Origin of the sequence: Bacillus sp. L_1B0_5 (assembly GCF_000836715.1) — a bacterium.
Classification (GTDB): Bacteria; Bacillota; Bacilli; order Bacillales; family Bacillaceae_G; genus Bacillus_A; species Bacillus_A thuringiensis_S.
Map to the genome: position 1 here is coordinate 79883 of NZ_JXIS01000032.1, position 21408 is coordinate 101290.

The window sequence follows — 21408 nt, forward strand, 5'->3', positions numbered from 1 at the left end:
TTCAAGTGGCCTTTTCATTAGTTTGCTTTATAAAATTGTTGGATGGCTTCGTCGATGTAAACCCAGCCTTTCCAACCTAAGTGCATATGATCTTTTAAGAAGTATTTATCGTATTCATGATTTGAGAAGTCGGCAATTGGATAACCAGCTTTTTCAATTTGCTCATGAACTTTCTTATAGTATGCTTCGCGGCGTTCTTTCGGGAAGCCAGCGTAGTCGTACCAAGGACCTTTTACAGGAACAGAAATGAAGAGTGGTTTTGCACCAGATTGTTTTAATAAATCAAGTACAATTTGTAAATCTTCATATTCTGGCGATTGGTCATAAGCATCATTTTTTAAGTAACCTTCACGTTGCTTTAATTTTTTCTTAATTTTGCTATTGAAATAATCATCTTCAATACCGTATTCATTAGATCCAGATTCTACTGCACCTGTTTGATCCGCATGTTTACGAGCCTCTTCCCAGTTCATTTGTTTTAATGAAGGATCAAGCTTTTCTTTGTGCGGTTTAATATTAAACATAGCTGTAAATAAATCTTTACGATCTAAAATATTACGATAAATATAAGCGAAAGGTTTAGCAGCAAGTGCTTTTACTTTATACTTCGTATCATCATAAGCGATACCTTCAAGCGAAATTTTTAATAAAGTTTCTTTTTTTACAATCTCAAAGTTTAATAAACGCTTTGCAATTTGTTTTTTCATTTCAGGTTTTAAATCATTGTTGAAAATGAAGTGGTAACCTTGTTGTTTTGAAAAGTTAGGTGCAAAGTGCGTCTCGTCAATACCTTGTGGTACAAACCATTGCGGAGAAAGAACGAATACCATTTTCTTATCTTTCAATTGATCCATTGTAGATGCGAAGTTTAACACATGTACAAGGTCTTGTGTTCCGCCGCGTCCAAGAAGGAATGGCGTAAATCCTTCAGGCTTTACTTTAAAATAATTAGATGGATGGAAAGCATCCATACGTGCGAATTCCGATGAACCGTACATCGGAAGATATTTTGGATCTGCTAACATCTTTTGCTGTAAAATCATACTTTGAATCTTTTCTTCTTTTAAAGAAGTAGCAGCTTGTTCTACTTTTTCATCACTTAAAAGTGGAAGTAGAAAGCGCGTTGGAATAAGTAAGAATACAGCAAAAAGGGCCAATGCTAAAAGCATCGGACCAAATTTTGCTTTGTTCATCGGATTTCTTCCAACTTCTTAATAACCATGTTTGGTGTAGCCCACTCGTCACGGTCAAAATCAGAAATAGAAACTTCAATATCTAAACGCTCTTGGAATTCAACTAATAAAGATACTACAGCGAAAGAATCAAGAATACCTTCTTCAAATAATTGAACATCTAAGTTTTCTTTCACAATATCGTTTTCACATACTTCTTCTAAAATATCTAATACTTGCTCTTTGAATTCTGCCATTTTTAAAATCTCCTTTATATCCGAAATATATTATATGTGCAACTTCTTAATGGAATAAGAAGGGTGCATTAAAAGTATCTGTTAAGGTGTCCAGAGAAGATTAGGAAACCGAAACATACAACGTGGAACGTAATTACAATCGCAAGGATGCGTGTAAATTTATTGTTGGGCCAAAACTTATGCTTCTTGTTTTTTCGTTCGAAAATATCGAATAAAATAAACAGTGCGGCATGATATAGACCATAAATAATATACTGCGCAACAGCGCTTCCTTGGATATGCCAAATTCCCATAATGAAAAAATTTAAAAATGCACCGATATACGAAATTGTGTAACGGTTCTTAATTAACTTTTTCTTCGTTGCAAAAAAGACGAAACGCATGTAAATAAAATCACGGAACCAGAATGATAAACTCATGTGCCAGCGGTTCCAGAAGTCTTTAATATTACGACTAAGGAAGGGCTTATTAAAGTTTTCTGGCGTTTTAATTCCCATCATATAACTTACACCAATTACAAAAGAGCTATAACCAGCAAAATCAAAGAATAGATATAAGCTATAGCTATACATGTAAATCATATTTGAAAAGATTGTATCGTGTTGAGCGAATGCTGGATCCATACAATATTGTTTTATTAAGTAAGCAATAATAAATTTATACAAGAAACCTTGGAAAATACGATTTAGTCCTGTATATAGTAAATTTTGATATTCTTCAGCGCTAGGTGGCTTTTGAATATCTTTTTGGAATCTTCGGTAACGATCGATAGGTCCTGTTGAAATCGCAGGGAAGAATAAAACGAATTCCCAGAAGTTAAAGAAAGAAAGCTCTTTAATTAAACCATCACGAACTTCAAATACCATTTGAACTGCTCTGAATGTTACGTAAGATATACCTAGAAAAACAACAAGTTTTAACTCAGGTAATAACGATGCAAATGGTGCGATTTTTGCCAAAATAAGAGGCAAAATCGATAAAATAACAGCTATGCAAAATGTGAATGTACTATTATTTTGTTTTCTTAAAATTAAATAGCCTTTAATAAGGACATATTGCCAAATAATAAATGCAGCTAACATCATTGCTTGCTTTGGTTTATCTGAGAAGATAATAGCAAGCATGACTAATGTTAAAACGGCATTATATTTACGCAACATTTTACCTTTTAATCCAGCTATGATAGTAGGTATTAATAAAATGCCCACTATAGCGAAAAAATAAAATGATCCATATGCGGTCATGCTGTAACCTCACTCAATAATTTTTTGCGATCTACCTTTCCATTTGGTGTCATTGGAATAGAAGATTGATACATGAATTTACGTGGAATCATGTAGTTTGGTAATCGCTCATTGAGTTCTTTTTTGATTGCAGATGTTAATTTGAATTCTTTTTCAAACGAATGCTCCCCAGGAACAACAACCGCTAATAAATAATCGTATTTCTCACCTTTTTTAATTGGAACGATAACTGCACCTTCTACGTAAGAACACGCACGAAGGTGATGCTCAATTTCTTCTAATTCCATTCGATAACCATGCAGCTTAATTTGGAAATCAAGACGACCATTATAGAATAGAAGACCATTTTCAACATAGCCAGCATCGCCTGTTTTATAGGCGCGCTCACCGTCAATCATAGTAAATGCTTTTTCTGTTAATTCAGGGCTTCCTAAATATCCAACGCTTACGCTTGGACCGACAATTACGATTTCGCCTTTTTCACCATCAGGTGCAATCGTACCATCTTCTTTCATAATAAGAAGGCGACAGTCTGATTTACAGTAGCCAACTGGAAGTGATTTGTATTGATCAAGTACTTCTTCTGTCACGTGAATACCTGTTACAGCGACAGTAGCTTCTGTTGGACCGTACGTATTCATAATTGTTGCATTTGGGAAACGCTCAATTAATTTTCTAGCTACTTCATTTGGTAACACTTCACCGCAGAATAAGAATGTTTTCATGTTTGGTAGCATATTCTCAGAGAAAGATGCTTCCATTAAACACATCTCTGCGAAAGAAGGTGTGGAAGTCCATACTTGTATATCCGATTGCTCTAAAGAAGCAAACAAGTCTTTTGGACGCGCAATCATATCTTTATCGATTGCCCAAAGCGTACCACCTGTTACTAATGATGGGTAAATATCCATAACAGATAAATCGAATGAGAAAGGTGCTTGGTTTAAGAATACTTGCCCTGTTTGTAAGTTGAAATCTTCTACAGCCCATTTTGTAAAGCTAACAAGGCAGTTATAAGTAATCTGAACCCCTTTCGGATTACCTGTACTTCCTGATGTGTAAATAATGTAGAAGTTCTCATCACCTTTTACCGCATGTTCAGGATTTGGAGTGTTCCCTTTATGAGTAAAGAAAATATCTTTTAAGTTGTCTTCACTTACGATGCGAACTGGCAAATCAGTTACAGTTACTTCTGCTGCCGATAAAAGCAATTTCGCACCAGAATTTTCAGCGATACGTTGTACACGATCAGCTGGGATAGATAAATCTACAGGAATGTAAGCATGTCCAGCTTTTACACATCCTAAAAAGTTAATAATCATTTCAGGTTGCATATGGCCATACACCATAATTGGTGAACGATCGTCTGGATACTCAGAAGAAATCCAATGTGCTAACGCATCAGAATCTTCCTTTAATTGTTTGTACGTAATTTTCGCATCTCGCCAAACAAAAGCGGTTTGATCAGGCGTTTCAATAGCCCACTTTTCAATTTGTTCTAATAACTTCATAACGTTCCCACCCTAGAATTCATTGTAAATAAATGTACTTGTGTTTGTATCATGGAATCCATACAACCAAAGTAATGCAAATAAAATTGCAAGATAATAAACCGTCTTTGCAACCCATTGTGTGAGTGGTCGAGACCATATCTCTTTTAATCTTTCCATGTCTTTCCCTCTCTTAATGAAATAATAGCTCTTTGTAGGTATCATGTCCTACATTATTGTGAAAAAAACAAAATCCCACATTTTAGGTAAAAATAAGTCAAAAGGCTCTTTTCTGATATTAGCACTAAATACTAAAAAAGAAAATCCCTAACTTAGCAATTATATTACATTCAGCATGAATTTGTAATGGGTTTGACATGTAAATAGAAAGTGGATTGTGTGAATACATAAAAGTGGACTATAAGAATACGTAAAAATGCAGTATTTGTTTTTATTAATCATTTAAGACGGAGTAAAATTTAAAATTTCTAGTTCTTTTGAAAAGGAGGAAATTATCATGAATAGAGTGTGGAAGAGTCTAATTTCGGAAGAAAATATCGTGAAATGGAGAAGGCATTTTCATAAGTATCCGGAATTATCATTTCATGAAAAAGAAACTTCGCAATTTATATATGATACACTATGCTCATTTTCTTCTTTTGAAGTAACGAGACCGACGAAGTATAGTGTACTAGCAATTAAAAGGGGTGTGAAGCAAGGGAAAGTAATTGCGATTCGAGCTGATATAGATGCTTTGCCAATTCAAGAGGAGACAAGTAAATCTTATACATCTGTGAAAAAAGGAATGATGCATGCATGTGGGCACGATGCTCACGCAGCTATTTTATTAAGCACTGCAGAGGTGCTTAATAATATGAAGGAAGAGTTTGTAGGAGAAATTCGTCTATTCTTTCAGCATGCAGAAGAAGTATACCCTGGTGGTGGACAAGAAATGGTTGAGGCTGGTGTTATGGACGGTGTTGATTATGTAATAGGTTTACATGTTATGTCTGGCTTGGAAAGTGGGAATGTAGGAATTGTATATGGACCGATGATGGCAGCACCAGACGTATTTACAGTTGAGATCCAAGGCAAAGGAGGGCATGCGGCGCGGCCAGAAGAAACGATTGATCCTATCGCTATCGGAGCGCAGATTATTACAAATCTACAACATATCGTATCTAGAAATACAAGTGCTTTCATGCAAAGAGTCGTTTCAGTTACGCAGTTTCATGGGGGAGTGGCTGACAATATTATTCCTAGTACAGCAACTTTAATGGGAACTGTTCGTTCATTTAATCAAGCATTGAGGGTGGAAGCAGAAGGGAAAATCGAGAAAATTGTGAAAGGAATTACAGAAGCACATGGAGGATCGTATACATATACGTATCGATATGGATATGATCCGGTTATTAATGATGAATATATTACGAAAATAGTAGAAGAAAGTGCACTACATTTGTTTGGGAATGAGCGTGTTGTGAAGCTTGAACCTTCTATGGGTGGGGAAGATTTTTCAGCATATTTAAGAAAAGCACCCGGTTGTTTCATTAAATTAGGAACAGGTAATGAAAATATATATACTTGTTATCCACATCATCATCCGAAATTTGACGTGGATGAATCAGCATTAATTTGTGGAGTGGAGCTATTTTTAGAGACTACTATAAGATTACTAAAATCATAGAAAAACAAAAAAAGGCAACTGCGCTCTATCGCAGTTGCTTTTATTTCTTTCCGTCAGAGAGGGCTGAGAAAGAACTATGCTCATTCATAGTATATGAATAGCTAACGGACAAGCTTGTACATTTTAATCATTTTTTTAAAAATAGTTGTTGACATTGATAATCAATGTCAATTAATCTAAATATAGTTGAAATTGATAATTATTATCAATAGGATGGATGCGACATGTTAATGAGAAAAAAATTTCACCTTCTACGGAGGGGATTAAAAGATAAAAATAAAGATGTTGATCAGCATATGGAATGGCAACGAAATGTAATTCGGTCTGAATATGTAGATGAGAAGAAGAGCATTCAAACAGAAAAAGAGATACAAAGTAAAGGGAGAGGTTCAGTTGAGTAAGTTAGTAATGATTTTTGCAAGTATGAGTGGAAATACAGAGGAAATGGCTGACCATATTGCCGGCGTAATTCGTGAAACAGAAAATGAAATTGAAGTTATTGATATTATGGATTCACCAGAAGCTTCTATATTGGAACAGTATGATGGAATTATTTTAGGTGCATACACTTGGGGAGATGGTGATCTTCCTGATGATTTCTTAGATTTTTATGATGCAATGGATTCTATTGATTTAACTGGGAAAAAAGCGGCAGTATTCGGATCATGTGATTCGGCTTATCCGAAATACGGAGTGGCGGTTGACATTTTAATAGAAAAGCTACAAGAGCGCGGGGCAGCAGTTGTGTTAGAAGGACTAAAAGTAGAATTAACGCCAGAAGATGAAGATGTAGAAAAATGTTTACAGTTTGGAGCTGAATTTGTAAAACACCTTTCTTAATGGCAGAAGGGAGCTGAAGAGCAAGTGCATGAGAAAATCTCAATCAAAACGATGACAGATTATCATTTGTATGATTTTATGCGGTGTCCGCATAAATTTTATTTTCGTCATATAAAAAGAAGAGAACCTTCTTCATTTGAATGGCAACAAATAGCGCAAATGATTGTGAATCAAATTATTAACGAGTATTACACGCTACCTGCGGGTCAACAAACGAAAATTGTACTTTTAATATTAATAGAAAAGTATTGGAAAAAAGTAAGGATTAATATGTTTGCTTCGAAGACGGAGTACTATATTGTATTAGCGAAGCTAACGGATCACTTATTACAGTTTGTTGAAAGGGATGATAGTCAGACACCACCATTGTTTTTATACGAGAAGTTTCAAAAATATATGGAAGAGTTAGGTGTCCACATGTCATTGACATTTGAAGTTGGTGAGTGGAATGCTGAGTCGTTTGTAATTAAAAAGTATGTTGTCGATGCGGATGAGGAAATGCTTGCTCTTTGTCAGAAGCTAATGACAGTATTCAGTTATAAAGCTTTCGGCGTTCTTCCAGGAAAAATTGAAGTTATTAATTTAATAGAAGGAACTAAGTATGAGTACATTCCGAAACAGGAAGATATTATAACTGGAATGGCTGATTTATCTAGAATGAAAGAAATGTTACAGCAACCTGAGCATTATACAGAGCGTCATTTTCGTTCTGAGTGTATAAGTTGTGCGTTTCGTAGTGAATGCCAAGGGGAAGAAGTAAAGAAAGAAGCGAAACAGAAGAAAAATATAGTACATTAAAGGATGCAATTTTGCATCCTTTTTTGTTATTGACATGAAAAGCTTTTCATCATTTACGGTATATTTGTAGCAGATTTTAATAAAGTGAAACTTTAATCAGTGGGGGTCAATCGGGCTACCCGCAAATAGCGGGATAAAGGGAGGAATAATCAATGAAAGATGAAACGAAAGTATTTCAATGGTTAAAAGAACAAAATGCTCCTTTTGAAATTCAACTGCAAATCCTACAGGCATTTCAATTGTATAAAGTTATTGTTGAAATGGATAAAAAGTTAATGATGTATGAGGAGAGAGTATATAGGGAGAGAATGTAATCTCATCCCTGTAATATCGTTTTTAGCTGTTCTGTACCTGTAATGAATTCGAGTTCATTCTCTGATTCAAAGTTATAAATAATATTATGTAGTAAAGGACTGTATTGATAAAAGGTAGTAATGCGGTGAATGAGTAATGGATCATGATGAGGAATAAGTGTACTGTACTGTTCATATACAGATGTAGTAAACTCATGTCCGAAATCATAATATAGCCCTGCAAAATCAAAAGCAGGATCGCCAATTTGCGCATCACCAAAATCGATAACACCTGAAATGCTTTTGTTCTGCTTGTTAAATAAAATGTGATGATGTGTAAAATCAGCGTGAATGATTGTGTTTTGAAAAGTGGATGTAGCTAAACATGCAAAGAAATTTTCAAATAAGCGATTTAAGGCTAGTTTCTGTAATGAAGTAAGGTTAGTAGTAAGATATTGGTTTAATTTTGTTTGTAGCTCTTTCCAGTAGGTACATGTTTTTTCAATAGGGAAACATAGCGTTGTAACTTCGTTTAAAGGAATACTATGTAGTGCCGCAAGGAAAGTAGCTAATTGTGTAATAATTGCTTTCAGCTCTGTATCCTCCAGCTTGGCAACTGTTTCTGTTTTTAATGGTTCACCATGAATGAGAGTATAGTAACTACAAAGAGGAATCTCATCAGATTCATTTTTATAAATTAGGTGATATTGTGGAACCTTGATTTCTTGTAGTGATTGAGTGAGAATTGTGCATAGTTCTTTTTCTAACGGAATTCGCATTGCATATTCCTGTTTTCGCGGGAAACGAAATAGTAGCTCATCATTTACTATAACTGCTACATTATCCCACCCTTCTTCATTTTGTTTATATGAATGTATAGAAAGATTAGGCAAAGCTTCTTTTATATAATGTTTGTAAGAGTCCATAATTGTTCCTCGTTTCTGAGTTAAGTTATTCTATTTTATGATATCAGAATTTTCTTTCTATATGTTAAAATATAGCTATCATTATGAAGAAGGGCGGGAGTATTACGAAAAAAAGACTGTTAATCATTTCTCTATGTATCGCTTTTGTATTGTTTTGGTCATATAAAGAGGAGGTTTTTGCTACCTTTAAACCGATTGATCAGTACGAGTTAAATAAGGAATTAAAGAACAAAAGTATAGAAAATTTAACTCATAATGAAATGAAAAAGGTAGGAGAGCATTTTGTGACCGAGCAACTATCCGTGTTTGAGTTTAATAATAAAGAAGATGTGAAACGAAAAGGTGAAGAACTATTTTTAAATAGAGGGTATGAACAATTAATAGAAAATTATTATCCCAATCGTTTTCAAGATTTAGAGTATAAATTTACAAACGAGGAGATACGTGAAGAGACAGATGAGAGTTTTCTCTATCAAGCTGTAGCGTACGTTGCGGGTACTGAAAATGGTAAGAGAAGCGAAATGAAATTGAATTATGAAGTGAAAATTGTAAAGGTTAATAATATATTTATGGTGCTAGAACAAAAGCAGCGCGTACAATAAAGGAAATTCATTGCTCAATAGATCATTTGGGGGTGTACTACTTAATGCGGAATAAAAAGGCCCTCAAGGAATCAAGGACCTTTAAAGATTTTCATTTTGTTGACCAAGTTCTTTTTGAGCAATATATAAATTTCCTTGCTCCACTTGTTTAAGTGTATGAACAGAATCGCCTGCATATCCTTTTTGTGTTTTAACAGTTCTTTTGGAACGATTGGAATTTTGTTTCTTCATATAATAGGCCACCTTTCATCAAAAATAAACGAAAATGATAAGTATGAGTAATACAGCGGCGAAAATGGTAATGCCCATTAAAAACGAAGTGTTTTTATATTTAGGTGGCTTATGTACATCTTGCCGATATCCAGGTGAAATTTCAGGGGCAAATTCTTCATTGAATGATTGCTTTTTTTCTTTGTCGTCCATATGTACCCACCTTTCTTTTTCATTATATTATACGTTACAAGAAAAAATATGCATAAAGAAAACAGCCGCTTTATTATTAGCGGCTGTTTTGTGTTGTATATTTTCGTTGTACTTGAAAGAGACGGATAAGGAGGAAGGCAGCGCCAAATGCTAGACCGATAATAAGACCGATCCAATAACCTTTTGCGGCCCATTCTGTATATGTTGCTAATATGTAACCTAGTGGTAGACCTATTATCCAATAAGCAATTAAAGTCATAATTAGAGCAACATTTACATCTTTATACCCACGCAGAGCTCCTTGTACAGGGGTTGCAATTGCATCTGAAATTTGAAATAAAATCGCAAAGATAAGAAATTCTTTTGCTAAATGATGAACTTTTGCATCTGTCGTATAAATAGAAGCAATTTGATTATCAAAGAAGTAGAGAAGAATTGAATATAATAAAGCAAAGGCAAGGGCTAATCCAATTCCAATCAGTCCGTATTGTTTTGCATTATCGTAACGTTTTGCTCCAACTTCGAATCCGACTGCAATAGTCATTGCCATTGCTAAACTTAGCGGAGTCATATATAACAAGGAAGCAAAGTTCATAGCTGCTTGGTGAGCTGCAATAGTTGTCGTACTAAAATTACTCATCATGAGCGTTACCGCAGCGAAAATACTCGTTTCAAAAAAGATAGCAAATCCGATAGGAACGCCAAGCTTTAAGAATGTTGTCCAACTCGAAAGAGAAGGGCGATATAATTGTTTGAAAATGTTGAAAGAGGCAAAAGGCTCTTTCGTCTGAATAATAATGACTGTAATAATTAAAATGCACCAATATGTTGCAGTGGAAGCAATTGCTGCTCCGACACCACCAAGCTTTGGGAAACCGAAGTTACCAAAAATTAATAGGTAATTTAATATTACGTTAATTGGTAATGATAGTAATGTAATAATCATCGTTGTGCGAGTTTTTCCTAATGCATCAATAAATCCACGTAAAACAGTGTAAGTGAATAAAGGTATAATTCCTATTGCGATAATACTTAAAAATTGAGCTGCAATTCGTTCCACAGGTTCCTCTAAGCGCATGCCGTTTAAAATAGGTGAAACGACGAAGAAACCGATGAGGATAACAACGAAGCTAGCACAAATTGCTAAATAAACTGCTTGTATGACAACGTGGGGAACGTCCTTTTTTTTCTTGGATCCGACGAGTTGTGCAACAATGGGAGTAGTAGCCATTAAAATTCCTGTTAATCCCGTACTAACTGGAAGCCATATACTTGTTCCAATTGCAACACCTGCTAAATCAGTTGGACTTGCATGTCCTGACATTGTTGTATCAAAAAAACTCATCGCAAATAATGACATTTGCGTTACGAAAATCGGAAAAAATAGTAATACAAATTGCTTTAACTTTTGTGAAAATGAAGTAGTTTCTTTCATAAAATCCCCTTTCCATATAAAAAAACAAACTCTTACTATCATACAATTTAATCAAAGATTAGAAAAGAAATACGCGCCTACAACATATGAAACCAATAAAAAAAGGATGCACTTTGAAAAGGGATAAGGTATTATGATAAGGTGTGAAAAAATTACATATTATTTGTTATTAAGGAGGCACTACTTGTGGCTGATTGGTTAATTGGTTTAATCATGGGTGCTGTTGAAGGGTTAACAGAGTTTCTACCAGTATCATCAACAGGACATATGATTTTAACAGGACATTTAATTGGATTTGACGATGAGAGAGCGAAAGTTTTTGAAGTTGTTATCCAATTGGGATCGATTTTAGCAGTTGTTGTTATATTTTGGAAGCGTCTATGGTCGTTAGTTGGAATAGGTAAAGTAACAGACGGACCATCGTTAAATTTATTACATATTATTATCGGGATGATTCCTGCCGGGATACTTGGCGTATTATTCCATAGCACTATTAAAGAGGTTTTATTTGGTCCAGGACCAGTTGTTATTAGCTTAGTAGCCGGTGGTATTTTAATGATTGTTGCTGAGAAGTTTTCAAAACCAAGTACAGCAAGAACGTTAGATGAAATCACATATAAACAGGCATTTACAATTGGAATGTTTCAATGTTTAGCTCTTTGGCCAGGATTCTCTCGTTCTGGTTCTACAATCAGTGGTGGTTTATTAGCTCGCGTGTCGCATACAGCGGCAGCTGAATATACGTTCATTTTAGCGGTACCGATGATGGTAGCTGCAAGTGGATTAGATTTAATTAAAAGCTGGGATGTATTAAGCTCAGCAGATATAACGCTATTTGTAACAGGGTTTATAACTGCATTCGTTGTTGCGATGCTTGCAATTGTTTCATTCTTGAAATTATTATCTCGTGTGAAACTAACACCGTTCGCTTATTATCGTTTCATTTTAGCTGCGGTATTCTATTTCTTCATTATGTAATAAAAAAACCTGCCGAGCTCGGCAGGTTTTTTTATTTTACTATTTTTTCCACTATATTTTCCATTACATGCTCCCAAAGAGAAGTATCATCAGCTAATGTAGCACGGAAATTAGCATACATTTCTTTTTGTTTTTCTTCGAATGTTGGATCTTCTTTTTCAGGTAATGTAGCGCGCATTGAAGTTACTAATTCTTGTACTTTTGGAGCGCGTGGTCCAAAGACGGCTTGTTCATTTCCATCTTTATCAATGAAAATAAAGATTGGAATCGCACGTGCTGTTCCATTTGTTAAATATTGATCCATTAATTCTAAGTTTTCGTCGCGAATTAATAAACTCATTTCAATATTTGCAACTTCAGAAATTCGTTTCATAACAGGTACGCATAAAAGAGCATCGCCACACCAATCAGCAGTTAATACGATAACACGCCAGCCGTCATTTTGACGTTCTTCTAATACAGGAAGTAATTCATTTGGAATTAAAAAGTTATTGTAAATGTGTAGTAGCTCGTATTGGTTTACTTGCATTTCATTCACATATGTATCAAAGGACATACCTTTATCAGCCCATTGTTGTAAGTTCATAATTAACACCTCTTTAGTAAGATTTGCTTTCATTGTACCAATTTTTATATAGAAAAGCTTGTATTCTTACTCTTTCTCGTCACTTAATAATTTATTTAAGAGGAAAAAGAATAGTACGACACATAATTCAGCTATGTTGGACATTTGTACGCTTTCTATCCAATCATCAGCAGTATGAATGACGAACCAATCTAGTGTAATTTCAATGAATGAGAAAAGAGTAATAGAAATCCAATTTGGCATGTTTTGTGTCAGTGGATATAGCAGCGCTTTGAAGAAACTGAAGATGAAAAATGTAATACTGTCTAAGAAAGTGATTAATAAAAAAAAGAGAAGTAACGCAGTACGTGAACTATACTCTATACCTGTAATTTGAAAGATTCCTACATATACAAAAAATATAAATGCAAAAATTATAATGAGAAAAAGAGCGATAATACTAATGATAATCGTTTTATCTTTTAGGCTGAGATTTGAGAATTTCTCCTCCTCATGCATTAAAATACCCCCTTTTTCTGGAAGTTAACTTCATTTTATCATGAAATACATATTAAAAAACTACGAATTATGGGAAAATAAGGTGACAAAAAGTAAGATTTCATGTAAAATTATTAATAAGGTTTTTATTTAACTAAATGAAATAAAAGGAGCTGTCAAAGTTGTCTCAAAATCGAGAGCAATTAATGGAAGAACTATCGACAAATGTGTTTGCTATGTTTCGCACATTGCGTAATGATATCGGAAAAATATTCGGTGGTTACATACCGTGGAATGAATTCATCGTCCTGAGAATATTAAATCGTACGAATAAAGAAATGGTATCGCGTGTAGCAAATGAATTAAATGTGTCGAATAGTCATATTACAGCTGTTACAGAAAAATTAATTAATAAAGGTTTTGTAACTCGTTCACGTTCTACATCAGATCGCCGAGTTGTGTATTTAGAGATTACAGAACAAGGGAAAGATTTAGTTGCGAAAATGGAAGATGCGAAAAAACAATATTTACAAGAAAGATTCTCTACACTTTCAGAAGATGAAATGAATGTAATGATTTCGATTTCCAAAAAACTTATTTAAGTGATAATAAACAAGAAAACGCTTACGTAATGAAAGAGAAGATCTTCCTTATATATGGAAGGTCTTCTTTCGTGTGTAATAGATGTTAAAAAATAAAATGTGTATGAAAAAAGATAGAGCGCCATACTACTAATACAAGGAAGGGGGGAGAAGTATGACGAATCGTAACGGTAGTAAAGGGAGCGGTAATCAAGGGTCACCAAAGTCCGGCCAGTTTAATCAGGAATTTAGCACTGAATTTGAAACTGGTAATGATAATAAAGGGAAAGAATATCGTTCTAAAAAAGGGAGTAAATCAAAAAAGGAGTGAATATATTCACTCCTTTTTTGATTTACGATGCTGCCGATTGATCAGTATTATATTTTTCTTCTGATTTTGCGACAATCATTGCGCAAATTGCATCACCAGAAATGTTTACAGCTGTTCTAGACATATCTAGAATACGGTCAATACCGATAATTAAAGCGATACCTTCTACTGGTAGATTTACTTGATTTAAAACCATTGTAAGCATTACAAGTCCAACACCTGGCACACCAGCAGTACCGATACTAGCTAGTACAGCAGTTAATACGACCATAGCTAATTGCGGTAATGTAAGTTCAACTCCGTATACTTGAGCGATAAATACAGTGGCTACCCCTTGCATAATGGCAGTACCATCCATATTAATAGTTGCCCCTAGTGGTTGTACAAATGAGCTTATCGCTTTTGGAACGCCAAGCTTATCTTGTGCTGTTTTCATTGCAAAAGGAAGCGATGCATTAGAGCTAGATGTACTAAATCCAATTGCCATTACTGGTCCGAAATGTTTAAAGAAACGAACAATACTTTCTTTTGCTAATACCTTTAATAAGCCGCCATATACAAAGACCCCGTGAATAATGAGTACTAACATAACGACAATCATATACTTGAACATCGCAGCGACGCCTGCAAGCCCCATTTTACCAACGGATGAAGCGAGCAAACCGAATGTTCCAATTGGGGCTAATTTCATAACGAGATTAACAAGATACATCATTAATTCGTTGCCCTGTTCAAGTAATGAATGGATACCTTGAACTCGTTTTCCTAAAATAGCTATACCGAGTCCAATCAATACGGCAAAGGCAATGATTTGTAACATGTTTCCGTCAGCCATCGCTTTTGCTGGGTTATCTGGTACGATATTTAGCAATGTGTCGACGAAAGATGTTTCAGTTTTTGCCCCTTCATACTTAAGACCTTCTGTTTTAAAATTACCGCCAGCTCCTGGCTTTATAATAAGTGCAAATGTAACCGCTATAGTGATGGCAACCGCAGTTGTTACGAGAAAGAATGAAATTGATTTTAAACCGATTCTTCCAAGTTGTTTCGGATCTCCAAGGCCGGCAGCACCAAGTACGATAGAAATGAACACAACAGGAACAACTAGCATTTTAATAAGTCGAATAAACAATTGACCAATTGGGTTGAACACATATTGATTTAGTGGCTCAAAGATAGATGGAGCGGCTAAATTTAGAGTGAGTCCGACAACTAGACCTAGAAATAATGCGATTAAGATTGCTTTTGTTTGTTTCAATAAAATCCCCCCTTTTGTTTTTGCGAAATTCCTTCCTAAAGTAATTATACCGAAAAAATACCTAATTTGACAATATTTTCTGAATTTTTCGTTTTTTTATTTAAGTACAGATAGATTGATTTTGTGTTTGGAAAATAAAATAGACCATCACATTGGATGGTCTAGGGAAGGGGACAATTTATGTCAATTTAATTAGGGATGGAAGTTGCTTTAAGACACTGGGGAATGTCTTATAAATTAGGGAGGAACAACTTCGATACATATACTATAAAAGATAGGTGTGACTCTCATGTGAACATAGGGTGAAAGAGAGAGGGAGTTTTAAATAAAAGATAGAAAGACAAAAAAATAAGACCATCATTTATAAGATGGTCAAGGAAGGGGACAATTTATGTCAATTTAATTAGGGATGGAAGCTGTTCAAAGACACTGGGGAATGTCTTGTAAATTAGGGAGGAACAACTTCGATACATATACTATAAAAGGGAGATGTGACCTCTGTGTGAACATAGAGTGAAAGAGAGAGGAAGTTTTAAATAAAAGATAGAAAGACAAAAAAATAAGACCATCATTTATAAGATGGTCAAGGGAAGGGGACAATTTAATTAGGGATGGAAGCTATTCAAAGACACTGGGGAATGTCTTATAAATTAGGGAGGAACAGCTTCGATATATATACTATAAAAGGTGGATGTGACCTCTGTGTGAATATAGAGTGAAAGAGAGAGGGAGTTTTAAATAAAAGATAGAAAGACAAAAAAATAAGACCATCGCATATAAGATGGTCAAAGGAAGGGGACAATTTATGTCAATTTAATTAGGGATGGAAGCTATTCAAAGACACTGGGGAATGTCTTATAAATTAGGGAGGAACAGCTTCGATACATATACTATAAAAGGTGGATGTGACCTCTATGTGAACATAGAGTGAAAGATATGGGGATTTGAAAAATAGTACATATGAAATTGTTATTGCTAGCAATATTGAGCTAGGATATATAGTTTTCAAGCATAAAACAAAAAGAAGTCTGAATATAAATAAAAGTTGTAATCTATGAAAAAAAGGATTATGCTCAACTATATTATAAGAATATAAGGTTTGTCCCAATTGTTTAAGGGCTTTAAAAAGCTTTTTATTTATGAGGGGAAAGCTTCACTTTAATAAGGGAGTTAGTGATATGGAAGTAACAAAAAAACAAGGGCTGTATAATCGTCTTATACGATTAAACCCACCACAAATATTAGCGTTAGGTTTTTTCTGCTTAATTGTGGTTGGCGGTTTGTTATTAAAGTTACCATTCGCAACGAAAGCACATATTAGTTGGGTAGATGCTTTCTTTACAGCAACGTCAGCAGCGACCGTAACTGGTTTGGGAGTAGTGGATACAGCAAGTACATTTACGATGTTTGGCGAAATTGTTATTATGTTTTTAATTCAAACAGGTGGTCTAGGTCTTATGACAATTGCCATTTTAATTGTTTGGGTATTAGGCAAAAAAATCGGATTACGCCATCGTTTATTAATTGGAGAAGCATTTAATCAAACAAATATAGGTGGTCTTGTAAAATTAGTAAAGCGTGTCTTTATATTTTCGATTTGTATTGAGCTTATTGGGGTCATCTTTTTATCGTTTCGTTTTATTCCAGAGTTTGGTTTTGGAAAAGGTTTATACTATAGTATTTTTCATGTAATTGCATCTTATAATAATGCAGGATTTGCTTTATGGCCAGATAATTTAACAAGATATGTAGGGGATCCCATTATTAATATTGGGATTTGCTCTTTAATTGTAATAGGTGGACTCGGTTTTACCGTATTAATTGATATATGGTATAGTCGCAGTTTTCGAAAATTATCACTTCACTCAAAAATAATGATTATTGGAACAGTAGTGCTAAATGTTATAGCAATGATTGTGATTTTTGTATTGGAATATAATAATGTGAAGACGTTAGGGAATTTATCTTTAAATGAAAAACTGTGGGCTTCCTTCTTTCAAGGTATTACCCCGCGGACAGCTGGATTTAATACGGTTGACTATGGAGGTATGGAAGAATCATCTATATTATTTACGATGATTTTAATGTTTATTGGTGCAGGAAGTGTATCAACAGGTGGAGGGATTAAATTAACAACGTTTGTTATCTTAATTACATCTGTCCTTTCTTTCTTTAGAAAAAAGGAGGAAATTGTTTTATTTCAGCGTACAATTAAAATGTCGACAGTAACGAGGGCCTTAGCGATTGCTGTTGCCAGTCAAATACTTATTTTTGCAGCGGTATTTATATTAATGCTTACAGAAAACTTCAGCTTTATTCAATTATTATTTGAGACAATATCAGCGTTTGGCACAGTCGGATTAACGATGGGAATTACTGCAAAGCTATCGGCATTCGGAAAATGTATTATTATGTTTGTTATGTTCTGCGGATTAATTGGACCATTAACACTTGTGTTCTCTTTAGCGCGACCAGCAAAACAAAAAATAAAATATCCATCGGAAGATGTGTTTACAGGATAAGGTATCCCGCGTTAAGCGAGATACCTTTTTCTTTTTTAGAACAGGGAGAACAATAAGCCAATAAGTGCTACTCGGAATAAAATTGCGATAAGTGCAGCAATCCCACCGACAATTGCAGCAATACCGCCAGTTACAGTAGCTCCGCGATTATAAGCGTAAATACCGAGTAAAACAGAAACAAGACCAAATAGTGTTGGGAATGTAAATAGTGATAAAATAGATAGCGCAAGAGCGATAAAACCAGCAGTTGATCCAGCGGCGGATGATTTTACAACGTCTTTATCGTCTTTATCATCGTAATCATAATCAATCCGTTGTGGTGCAACCTCAGCAGCATATTCTTCTTTATAGTCACTATAATCACTATCTATTCTATCTCTTCTTTTATAATCATCAAATTTCTCAGTCAAAGTCATGACTCCTTTCATAACAAGGTTCAATAGTAGTATGTATCTCTTTTTCTTTTTTATCCCGCATTAACGGGCAGTAATATCTTTTAAAAGGAAGAAAATGTTTTCTTGAAATAGGAAAAGTTAGTATGACTTCCTCTATTTTGGAAAGTATAAAAAGGAATAATGAGGAAAGGGTGCAATACATAATGGAACATCCAATTGAAAATTTAATGAAAACGGCAATGACAAATTTAAAAGAGATGGTAGATGTAAATACGATTGTTGGGAGTCCGGTTTCAACAGCTGACGGAAATGTAGTATTAACAGTATCTCAAGTGGCTTTTGGTTTTGGAGCTGGTGGAAGTGATTTTAAAGGGGATTTTATTACTGAAAAACATAACGGTGGGCAAAATCAGCATAAAGAGAACAAGCAAGGGCATCCATTTGGAGGAGGAAGCGGGGCTGGGGTTTCCATTAGTCCAGTGGCTTTTTTAGTAGTTGGTTCTAACGGGGTGCAGGTATTACATCTCAACAGCAGTACACATTTAATTGAAAAGGCTTTAAATACTGTACCAAGCACTGTAGATAAATTTGTGAATGGTCGTCAAAAGTGAACTTGCATTTTTTAGGAATTATGATATATTAAAAAAAGTGCGCTTTAGGATGATCGGAATAATTGAAATGTAAATATATATGATGTATGGAATAAGGGAGAGGAATTTATGATTAATATCAAAAACTTAGTAGTTGGCTTATTTATGTTAGTAAGCGGCTTTGTTGTATATGTAATAAAAGAAAAAGCTCCATTCTAAAACAGACAAACCGTTAATGTCTGTTTTTAATTTACGGAAAAATGTTGACAAGTTATTGTATTGGTGTTAGAATTTTAATTCGTGTCTCGGTTACAGCTAGTGTAAAGTAAATATCTCTTATGAATGCAATACAAAAAGTTTGCGAAAGATCGGGTAATTTTATCAACAACTTTTGTGAACAAACCCTATAAATTGTATTTGTAAGCTATATATGTATACTAGTGAATCAAGGAGCGGTCAGTGGAACCGTAATGATGAGAGAGAGGTAGGGCTTTCATCCAGTATATGTTACTTTCCCGTTAGGTGAATATAAAAAAGAGGGCTCCTTTAAAAGGAGTCCTCTTTCATTTTTTAAGTGCGACTTTCAATTTGTTGACAAATTTCATCCGTTGTTAAACCGTGAGCTGTAATGACTGATCCTTTAATTGAGGCATCTGCAATGCCCATCACATTAGAATCTTGCCCAGTTACAACGCAACAATCACACCCTTGTGCATCCTGTTCTGAGTTAAGTGTAACAACTTCATGACCTTGTTGCTGAAGAGCTTGTTGAACGTCTGTTAATGAGTTTTCAACGCCAATTCTAGCCATAATTCTCACCTCCTACCATCTAATTGCTAGTATGCTCAAGTTCACTGCATTTATGAAAAGACGGTAGGAAGTAAATCTTTGTTTAGTCGTTATATACGCCAGTAAGCATTTGACTAACGAATTGATCGTTTAATGTATCTTGGGCAGAAGAAGTATTTGAATGGATGTCGATTGAAGCAATAAAATGATTATGTTCTTGCGTATTTGGTTCTACCTCTACGTAATTATCGAATTTACAAAAACCTTTCGTATCCATTAGATCAAATAATTGCAGCATTTCTACTACCTCTTGTCTCGTTCCTTTAATTTGTACACACGCCATATTTATTTCCTCCTTCATTTTGACAAATTGTTTTTTAAAAATAGGATTATGATTACGAAATGAAAAATATGAATGTTATTTTTAGACAGCGCTATTTTTGTTATTTTCCCCCTTTTTCAGCAAAAGTCGTTATATATTCCCGGATTTATAAAATCGGACGTCCGTTTATTGAATACAATAGATTCGTATCAATTGATGAAAATCCTTCTTTTAAACAAATATTTTTTTAGGGGAAATTGGTGAAAAAAATTTTTTGATTTTTTGTAAACGTTAACAATGTTGTTAAATCAATATAAGTAAAGAAGTACGCACGATTAAAAATTATAAATTTTCTAAAAATTCACTTGATTTATTTAGAAAGGAGAGTAAACTAGGAAACAATAAAAAATTCATAGAACATAGGAGGCGCTTCTAGTGAATGAGCAATGGATTTTCTTAAATGGAGAATTTGTTCCAAAAGATGAAGCAAAAGTTTCAGTATATGATCATGGCTATTTATATGGCGATGGAGTATTTGAAGGAATTAGAGTTTATAGCGGTAATGTTTTCCGTTTGAGAGAGCATCTTGTCCGGTTGTATGAATCAGCAAAATCAATCCTTTTAGAAATTCCATATTCATTAGATGAAGTAACAAATATTGTTGTTGAGACGATTCGACAAAATAAATTATCTAATGGATACATTCGCCTTGTTGTATCAAGAGGAGCAGGAAATCTTGGATTGGATCCCGATTCATGTAAGAAGCCGAATGTAGTAGTAATTGCAGAACAATTATCTTTATTCCCGCAAGAATATTATGAGAAAGGAATTCCAGTTGTAACAGTTGCAACGCGCCGAAATCGTCCCGATGTTTTATCCCCTCAAGTAAAATCTTTAAATTACTTAAACAATATTTTAGTTCGTATTGAAGCGAAATTAGCTGGAGTACAAGAAGCACTTATGTTAAATGATCAAGGATATGTAGCTGAAGGATCAGGAGATAACGTGTTTATTGTTAAAGGAAATAAATTAATTACACCACCAAGTTCTGCTGGAGCGTTAGAAGGTATTACACGAAACGCCATTTTAGAAATCGGCGAAAAACTTGGGTATGACGTAAGAGAAGAGCTATTTACAAGACATGATGTATATGTAGCTGATGAAGTGTTTTTAACAGGAACAGCTGCTGAAGTTATTGCTGTTACGACAGTAGATGGTAGAACGATTGGTTTAGGGCAAACAGGTCCACATACGAACCGTTTATTAGAAGAGTTTCGTAAGTTAGTTGTAGAAGATGGAGAGAAAATTTACGCAGAAAATAAAGTTGTATAACAATTCTTTTTAACATAAAAAAAGCGTTGATAGGGAGGAGTAGTTGATTGTGAAGCCTCACAGAGAGTCGGTGGTTGCTG

Annotated in this window: 28 protein-coding genes and 1 other annotated feature (1 of these 29 running past the window's edge); of the genes, 13 read left to right on the forward strand and 15 right to left on the reverse strand. The window is 34.6% G+C overall.

Annotated features, from left to right (window positions below; all coding sequences use genetic code 11):
* Positions 1-17 precede the first annotated feature (17 nt).
* The 5 genes from dltD to RT27_RS10910 all read right to left on the reverse strand — a co-directional run bounded on the left by dltD (position 18) and on the right by RT27_RS10910 (position 4343).
* On the reverse strand, positions 18-1193 hold the full coding sequence (dltD, locus tag RT27_RS10890; protein WP_001030272.1) for a D-alanyl-lipoteichoic acid biosynthesis protein DltD: 1176 nt from the start codon (positions 1191-1193) through the stop codon (positions 18-20).
* Positions 1190-1429 carry a D-alanine--poly(phosphoribitol) ligase subunit DltC gene (gene dltC / locus RT27_RS10895; RefSeq protein WP_000807310.1) on the reverse strand — a complete coding sequence of 80 codons (240 nt, stop codon included), beginning with the start codon at positions 1427-1429 and terminating at the stop codon, positions 1190-1192. Before dltC ends, dltD begins: the two co-directional genes overlap by 4 nt.
* Positions 1430-1497: 68 nt before the next feature.
* Positions 1498-2673, reverse strand: coding sequence for a D-alanyl-lipoteichoic acid biosynthesis protein DltB (gene dltB, locus RT27_RS10900; RefSeq protein ID WP_029441794.1), 1176 nt, complete (start codon positions 2671-2673; stop codon positions 1498-1500).
* A complete protein-coding gene (gene dltA, locus RT27_RS10905; protein ID WP_016082352.1) occupies positions 2670-4184 on the reverse strand; it encodes a D-alanine--poly(phosphoribitol) ligase subunit DltA in 1515 nt (504 codons plus the stop codon). Before dltA ends, dltB begins: the two co-directional genes overlap by 4 nt.
* Positions 4185-4196: 12 nt before the next feature.
* Positions 4197-4343: a teichoic acid D-Ala incorporation-associated protein DltX gene (locus RT27_RS10910; protein WP_000440293.1), complete on the reverse strand. Its 147-nt coding sequence runs from the start codon at positions 4341-4343 to the stop codon at positions 4197-4199.
* A gap of 337 nt (positions 4344-4680) precedes the next feature.
* Here RT27_RS10910 and RT27_RS10915 point away from each other — a divergent pair, with 337 nt between their 5' ends.
* The 5 genes from RT27_RS10915 to RT27_RS35200 all read left to right on the forward strand — a co-directional run bounded on the left by RT27_RS10915 (position 4681) and on the right by RT27_RS35200 (position 7802).
* Positions 4681-5850 carry an amidohydrolase gene (locus tag RT27_RS10915; RefSeq protein WP_043936097.1) on the forward strand — a complete coding sequence of 390 codons (1170 nt, stop codon included), beginning with the start codon at positions 4681-4683 and terminating at the stop codon, positions 5848-5850.
* 224 nt (positions 5851-6074) lie between these two features.
* Positions 6075-6251 carry a hypothetical protein gene (locus RT27_RS35195; protein WP_000929009.1) on the forward strand — a complete coding sequence of 59 codons (177 nt, stop codon included), beginning with the start codon at positions 6075-6077 and terminating at the stop codon, positions 6249-6251.
* The gene (locus RT27_RS10920; RefSeq protein WP_000041153.1) at positions 6244-6690 is read left to right on the forward strand and encodes a flavodoxin; all 447 of its coding nucleotides are present in this window, start codon (positions 6244-6246) and stop codon (positions 6688-6690) included. The genes RT27_RS35195 and RT27_RS10920 overlap by 8 nt, the downstream gene beginning before the upstream one ends.
* Positions 6691-6714: 24 nt before the next feature.
* A complete protein-coding gene (locus RT27_RS10925; RefSeq protein WP_029441796.1) occupies positions 6715-7488 on the forward strand; it encodes a hypothetical protein in 774 nt (257 codons plus the stop codon).
* 152 nt (positions 7489-7640) lie between these two features.
* Entirely contained in the window at positions 7641-7802 is a 162-nt protein-coding gene (locus tag RT27_RS35200) for a hypothetical protein (RefSeq protein WP_000651086.1), read from the forward strand.
* Between the two features lie 2 nt (positions 7803-7804).
* Here the strand turns inward: RT27_RS35200 and RT27_RS10935 are convergent, their stop codons facing one another.
* Positions 7805-8707, reverse strand: a complete 903-nt coding sequence (locus RT27_RS10935) for an aminoglycoside phosphotransferase family protein (protein WP_029441797.1) — start codon at positions 8705-8707, stop codon at positions 7805-7807.
* Positions 8708-8790: 83 nt separating this feature from the next.
* Between RT27_RS10935 and RT27_RS10940 the strand changes: the two genes are divergently transcribed.
* On the forward strand, positions 8791-9309 hold the full coding sequence (locus RT27_RS10940) for a hypothetical protein (protein WP_029441798.1): 519 nt from the start codon (positions 8791-8793) through the stop codon (positions 9307-9309).
* A gap of 81 nt (positions 9310-9390) precedes the next feature.
* Here RT27_RS10940 and RT27_RS35205 read toward each other — a convergent pair whose 3' ends face one another.
* The 3 genes from RT27_RS35205 to RT27_RS10955 form a co-directional block, all read right to left on the reverse strand.
* Complete coding sequence (locus RT27_RS35205; RefSeq protein WP_000744623.1) at positions 9391-9540, reverse strand: hypothetical protein; 150 nt, start codon at positions 9538-9540, stop codon at positions 9391-9393.
* Positions 9541-9558: 18 nt separating this feature from the next.
* Positions 9559-9732: a 2-isopropylmalate synthase gene (locus RT27_RS10950; RefSeq protein WP_029441799.1), complete on the reverse strand. Its 174-nt coding sequence runs from the start codon at positions 9730-9732 to the stop codon at positions 9559-9561.
* Between the two features lie 76 nt (positions 9733-9808).
* Positions 9809-11167 (reverse strand): MATE family efflux transporter, encoded by a 1359-nt coding sequence (locus RT27_RS10955; protein ID WP_029441800.1) that lies wholly within the window; start codon positions 11165-11167, stop codon positions 9809-9811.
* 186 nt (positions 11168-11353) lie between these two features.
* Here RT27_RS10955 and uppP point away from each other — a divergent pair, with 186 nt between their 5' ends.
* Positions 11354-12145, forward strand: coding sequence for a bacitracin resistance undecaprenyl-diphosphatase (gene uppP, locus RT27_RS10960; RefSeq protein WP_029441801.1), 792 nt, complete (start codon positions 11354-11356; stop codon positions 12143-12145).
* Positions 12146-12176: 31 nt separating this feature from the next.
* Here the strand turns inward: uppP and RT27_RS10965 are convergent, their stop codons facing one another.
* Together RT27_RS10965 and RT27_RS10970 are read right to left on the reverse strand one after the other, a co-directional pair.
* Positions 12177-12764, reverse strand: coding sequence for a thioredoxin family protein (locus RT27_RS10965; protein WP_140163930.1), 588 nt, complete (start codon positions 12762-12764; stop codon positions 12177-12179).
* 33 nt (positions 12765-12797) lie between these two features.
* Positions 12798-13229 (reverse strand): YrvL family regulatory protein, encoded by a 432-nt coding sequence (locus tag RT27_RS10970; protein ID WP_000544072.1) that lies wholly within the window; start codon positions 13227-13229, stop codon positions 12798-12800.
* Between the two features lie 161 nt (positions 13230-13390).
* Here RT27_RS10970 and RT27_RS10975 point away from each other — a divergent pair, with 161 nt between their 5' ends.
* Both RT27_RS10975 and RT27_RS10980 read left to right on the forward strand, forming a co-directional pair.
* The gene (locus tag RT27_RS10975; protein WP_000081434.1) at positions 13391-13810 is read left to right on the forward strand and encodes a MarR family transcriptional regulator; all 420 of its coding nucleotides are present in this window, start codon (positions 13391-13393) and stop codon (positions 13808-13810) included.
* A gap of 154 nt (positions 13811-13964) precedes the next feature.
* Positions 13965-14120, forward strand: a complete 156-nt coding sequence (locus tag RT27_RS10980) for a hypothetical protein (protein WP_000184928.1) — start codon at positions 13965-13967, stop codon at positions 14118-14120.
* 22 nt (positions 14121-14142) lie between these two features.
* Here the strand turns inward: RT27_RS10980 and RT27_RS10985 are convergent, their stop codons facing one another.
* Positions 14143-15378, reverse strand: a complete 1236-nt coding sequence (locus RT27_RS10985) for a dicarboxylate/amino acid:cation symporter (RefSeq protein ID WP_016082345.1) — start codon at positions 15376-15378, stop codon at positions 14143-14145.
* Between the two features lie 1178 nt (positions 15379-16556).
* Here RT27_RS10985 and RT27_RS10990 point away from each other — a divergent pair.
* Positions 16557-17900: a TrkH family potassium uptake protein gene (locus tag RT27_RS10990; protein WP_000454115.1), complete on the forward strand. Its 1344-nt coding sequence runs from the start codon at positions 16557-16559 to the stop codon at positions 17898-17900.
* A gap of 35 nt (positions 17901-17935) precedes the next feature.
* Here RT27_RS10990 and RT27_RS10995 read toward each other — a convergent pair whose 3' ends face one another.
* Positions 17936-18310 carry a hypothetical protein gene (locus RT27_RS10995; RefSeq protein WP_016082344.1) on the reverse strand — a complete coding sequence of 125 codons (375 nt, stop codon included), beginning with the start codon at positions 18308-18310 and terminating at the stop codon, positions 17936-17938.
* A gap of 128 nt (positions 18311-18438) precedes the next feature.
* On the opposite strand from RT27_RS10995, the gene ytfJ reads away from it, so the two are divergent.
* Positions 18439-18906 carry a GerW family sporulation protein gene (ytfJ, locus tag RT27_RS11000; RefSeq protein ID WP_000204241.1) on the forward strand — a complete coding sequence of 156 codons (468 nt, stop codon included), beginning with the start codon at positions 18439-18441 and terminating at the stop codon, positions 18904-18906.
* A 108-nt stretch (positions 18907-19014) separates the two neighbouring features.
* Positions 19015-19104 carry a hypothetical protein gene (locus RT27_RS11005; RefSeq protein ID WP_000608227.1) on the forward strand — a complete coding sequence of 30 codons (90 nt, stop codon included), beginning with the start codon at positions 19015-19017 and terminating at the stop codon, positions 19102-19104.
* 351 nt (positions 19105-19455) lie between these two features.
* Here RT27_RS11005 and RT27_RS11010 read toward each other — a convergent pair whose 3' ends face one another.
* Both RT27_RS11010 and RT27_RS11015 read right to left on the reverse strand, forming a co-directional pair.
* Positions 19456-19695: a YkuS family protein gene (locus RT27_RS11010; protein WP_016082342.1), complete on the reverse strand. Its 240-nt coding sequence runs from the start codon at positions 19693-19695 to the stop codon at positions 19456-19458.
* Positions 19696-19777: 82 nt separating this feature from the next.
* Positions 19778-20017 (reverse strand): DUF3911 family protein, encoded by a 240-nt coding sequence (locus RT27_RS11015; RefSeq protein ID WP_000752514.1) that lies wholly within the window; start codon positions 20015-20017, stop codon positions 19778-19780.
* A gap of 414 nt (positions 20018-20431) precedes the next feature.
* Here RT27_RS11015 and ilvE point away from each other — a divergent pair, with 414 nt between their 5' ends.
* Entirely contained in the window at positions 20432-21328 is an 897-nt protein-coding gene (gene ilvE / locus RT27_RS11020) for a branched-chain-amino-acid transaminase (RefSeq protein ID WP_016082341.1), read from the forward strand.
* Between the two features lie 17 nt (positions 21329-21345).
* Positions 21346-21408, forward strand: a binding site (T-box leader) (it continues 165 nt past the right edge of the window).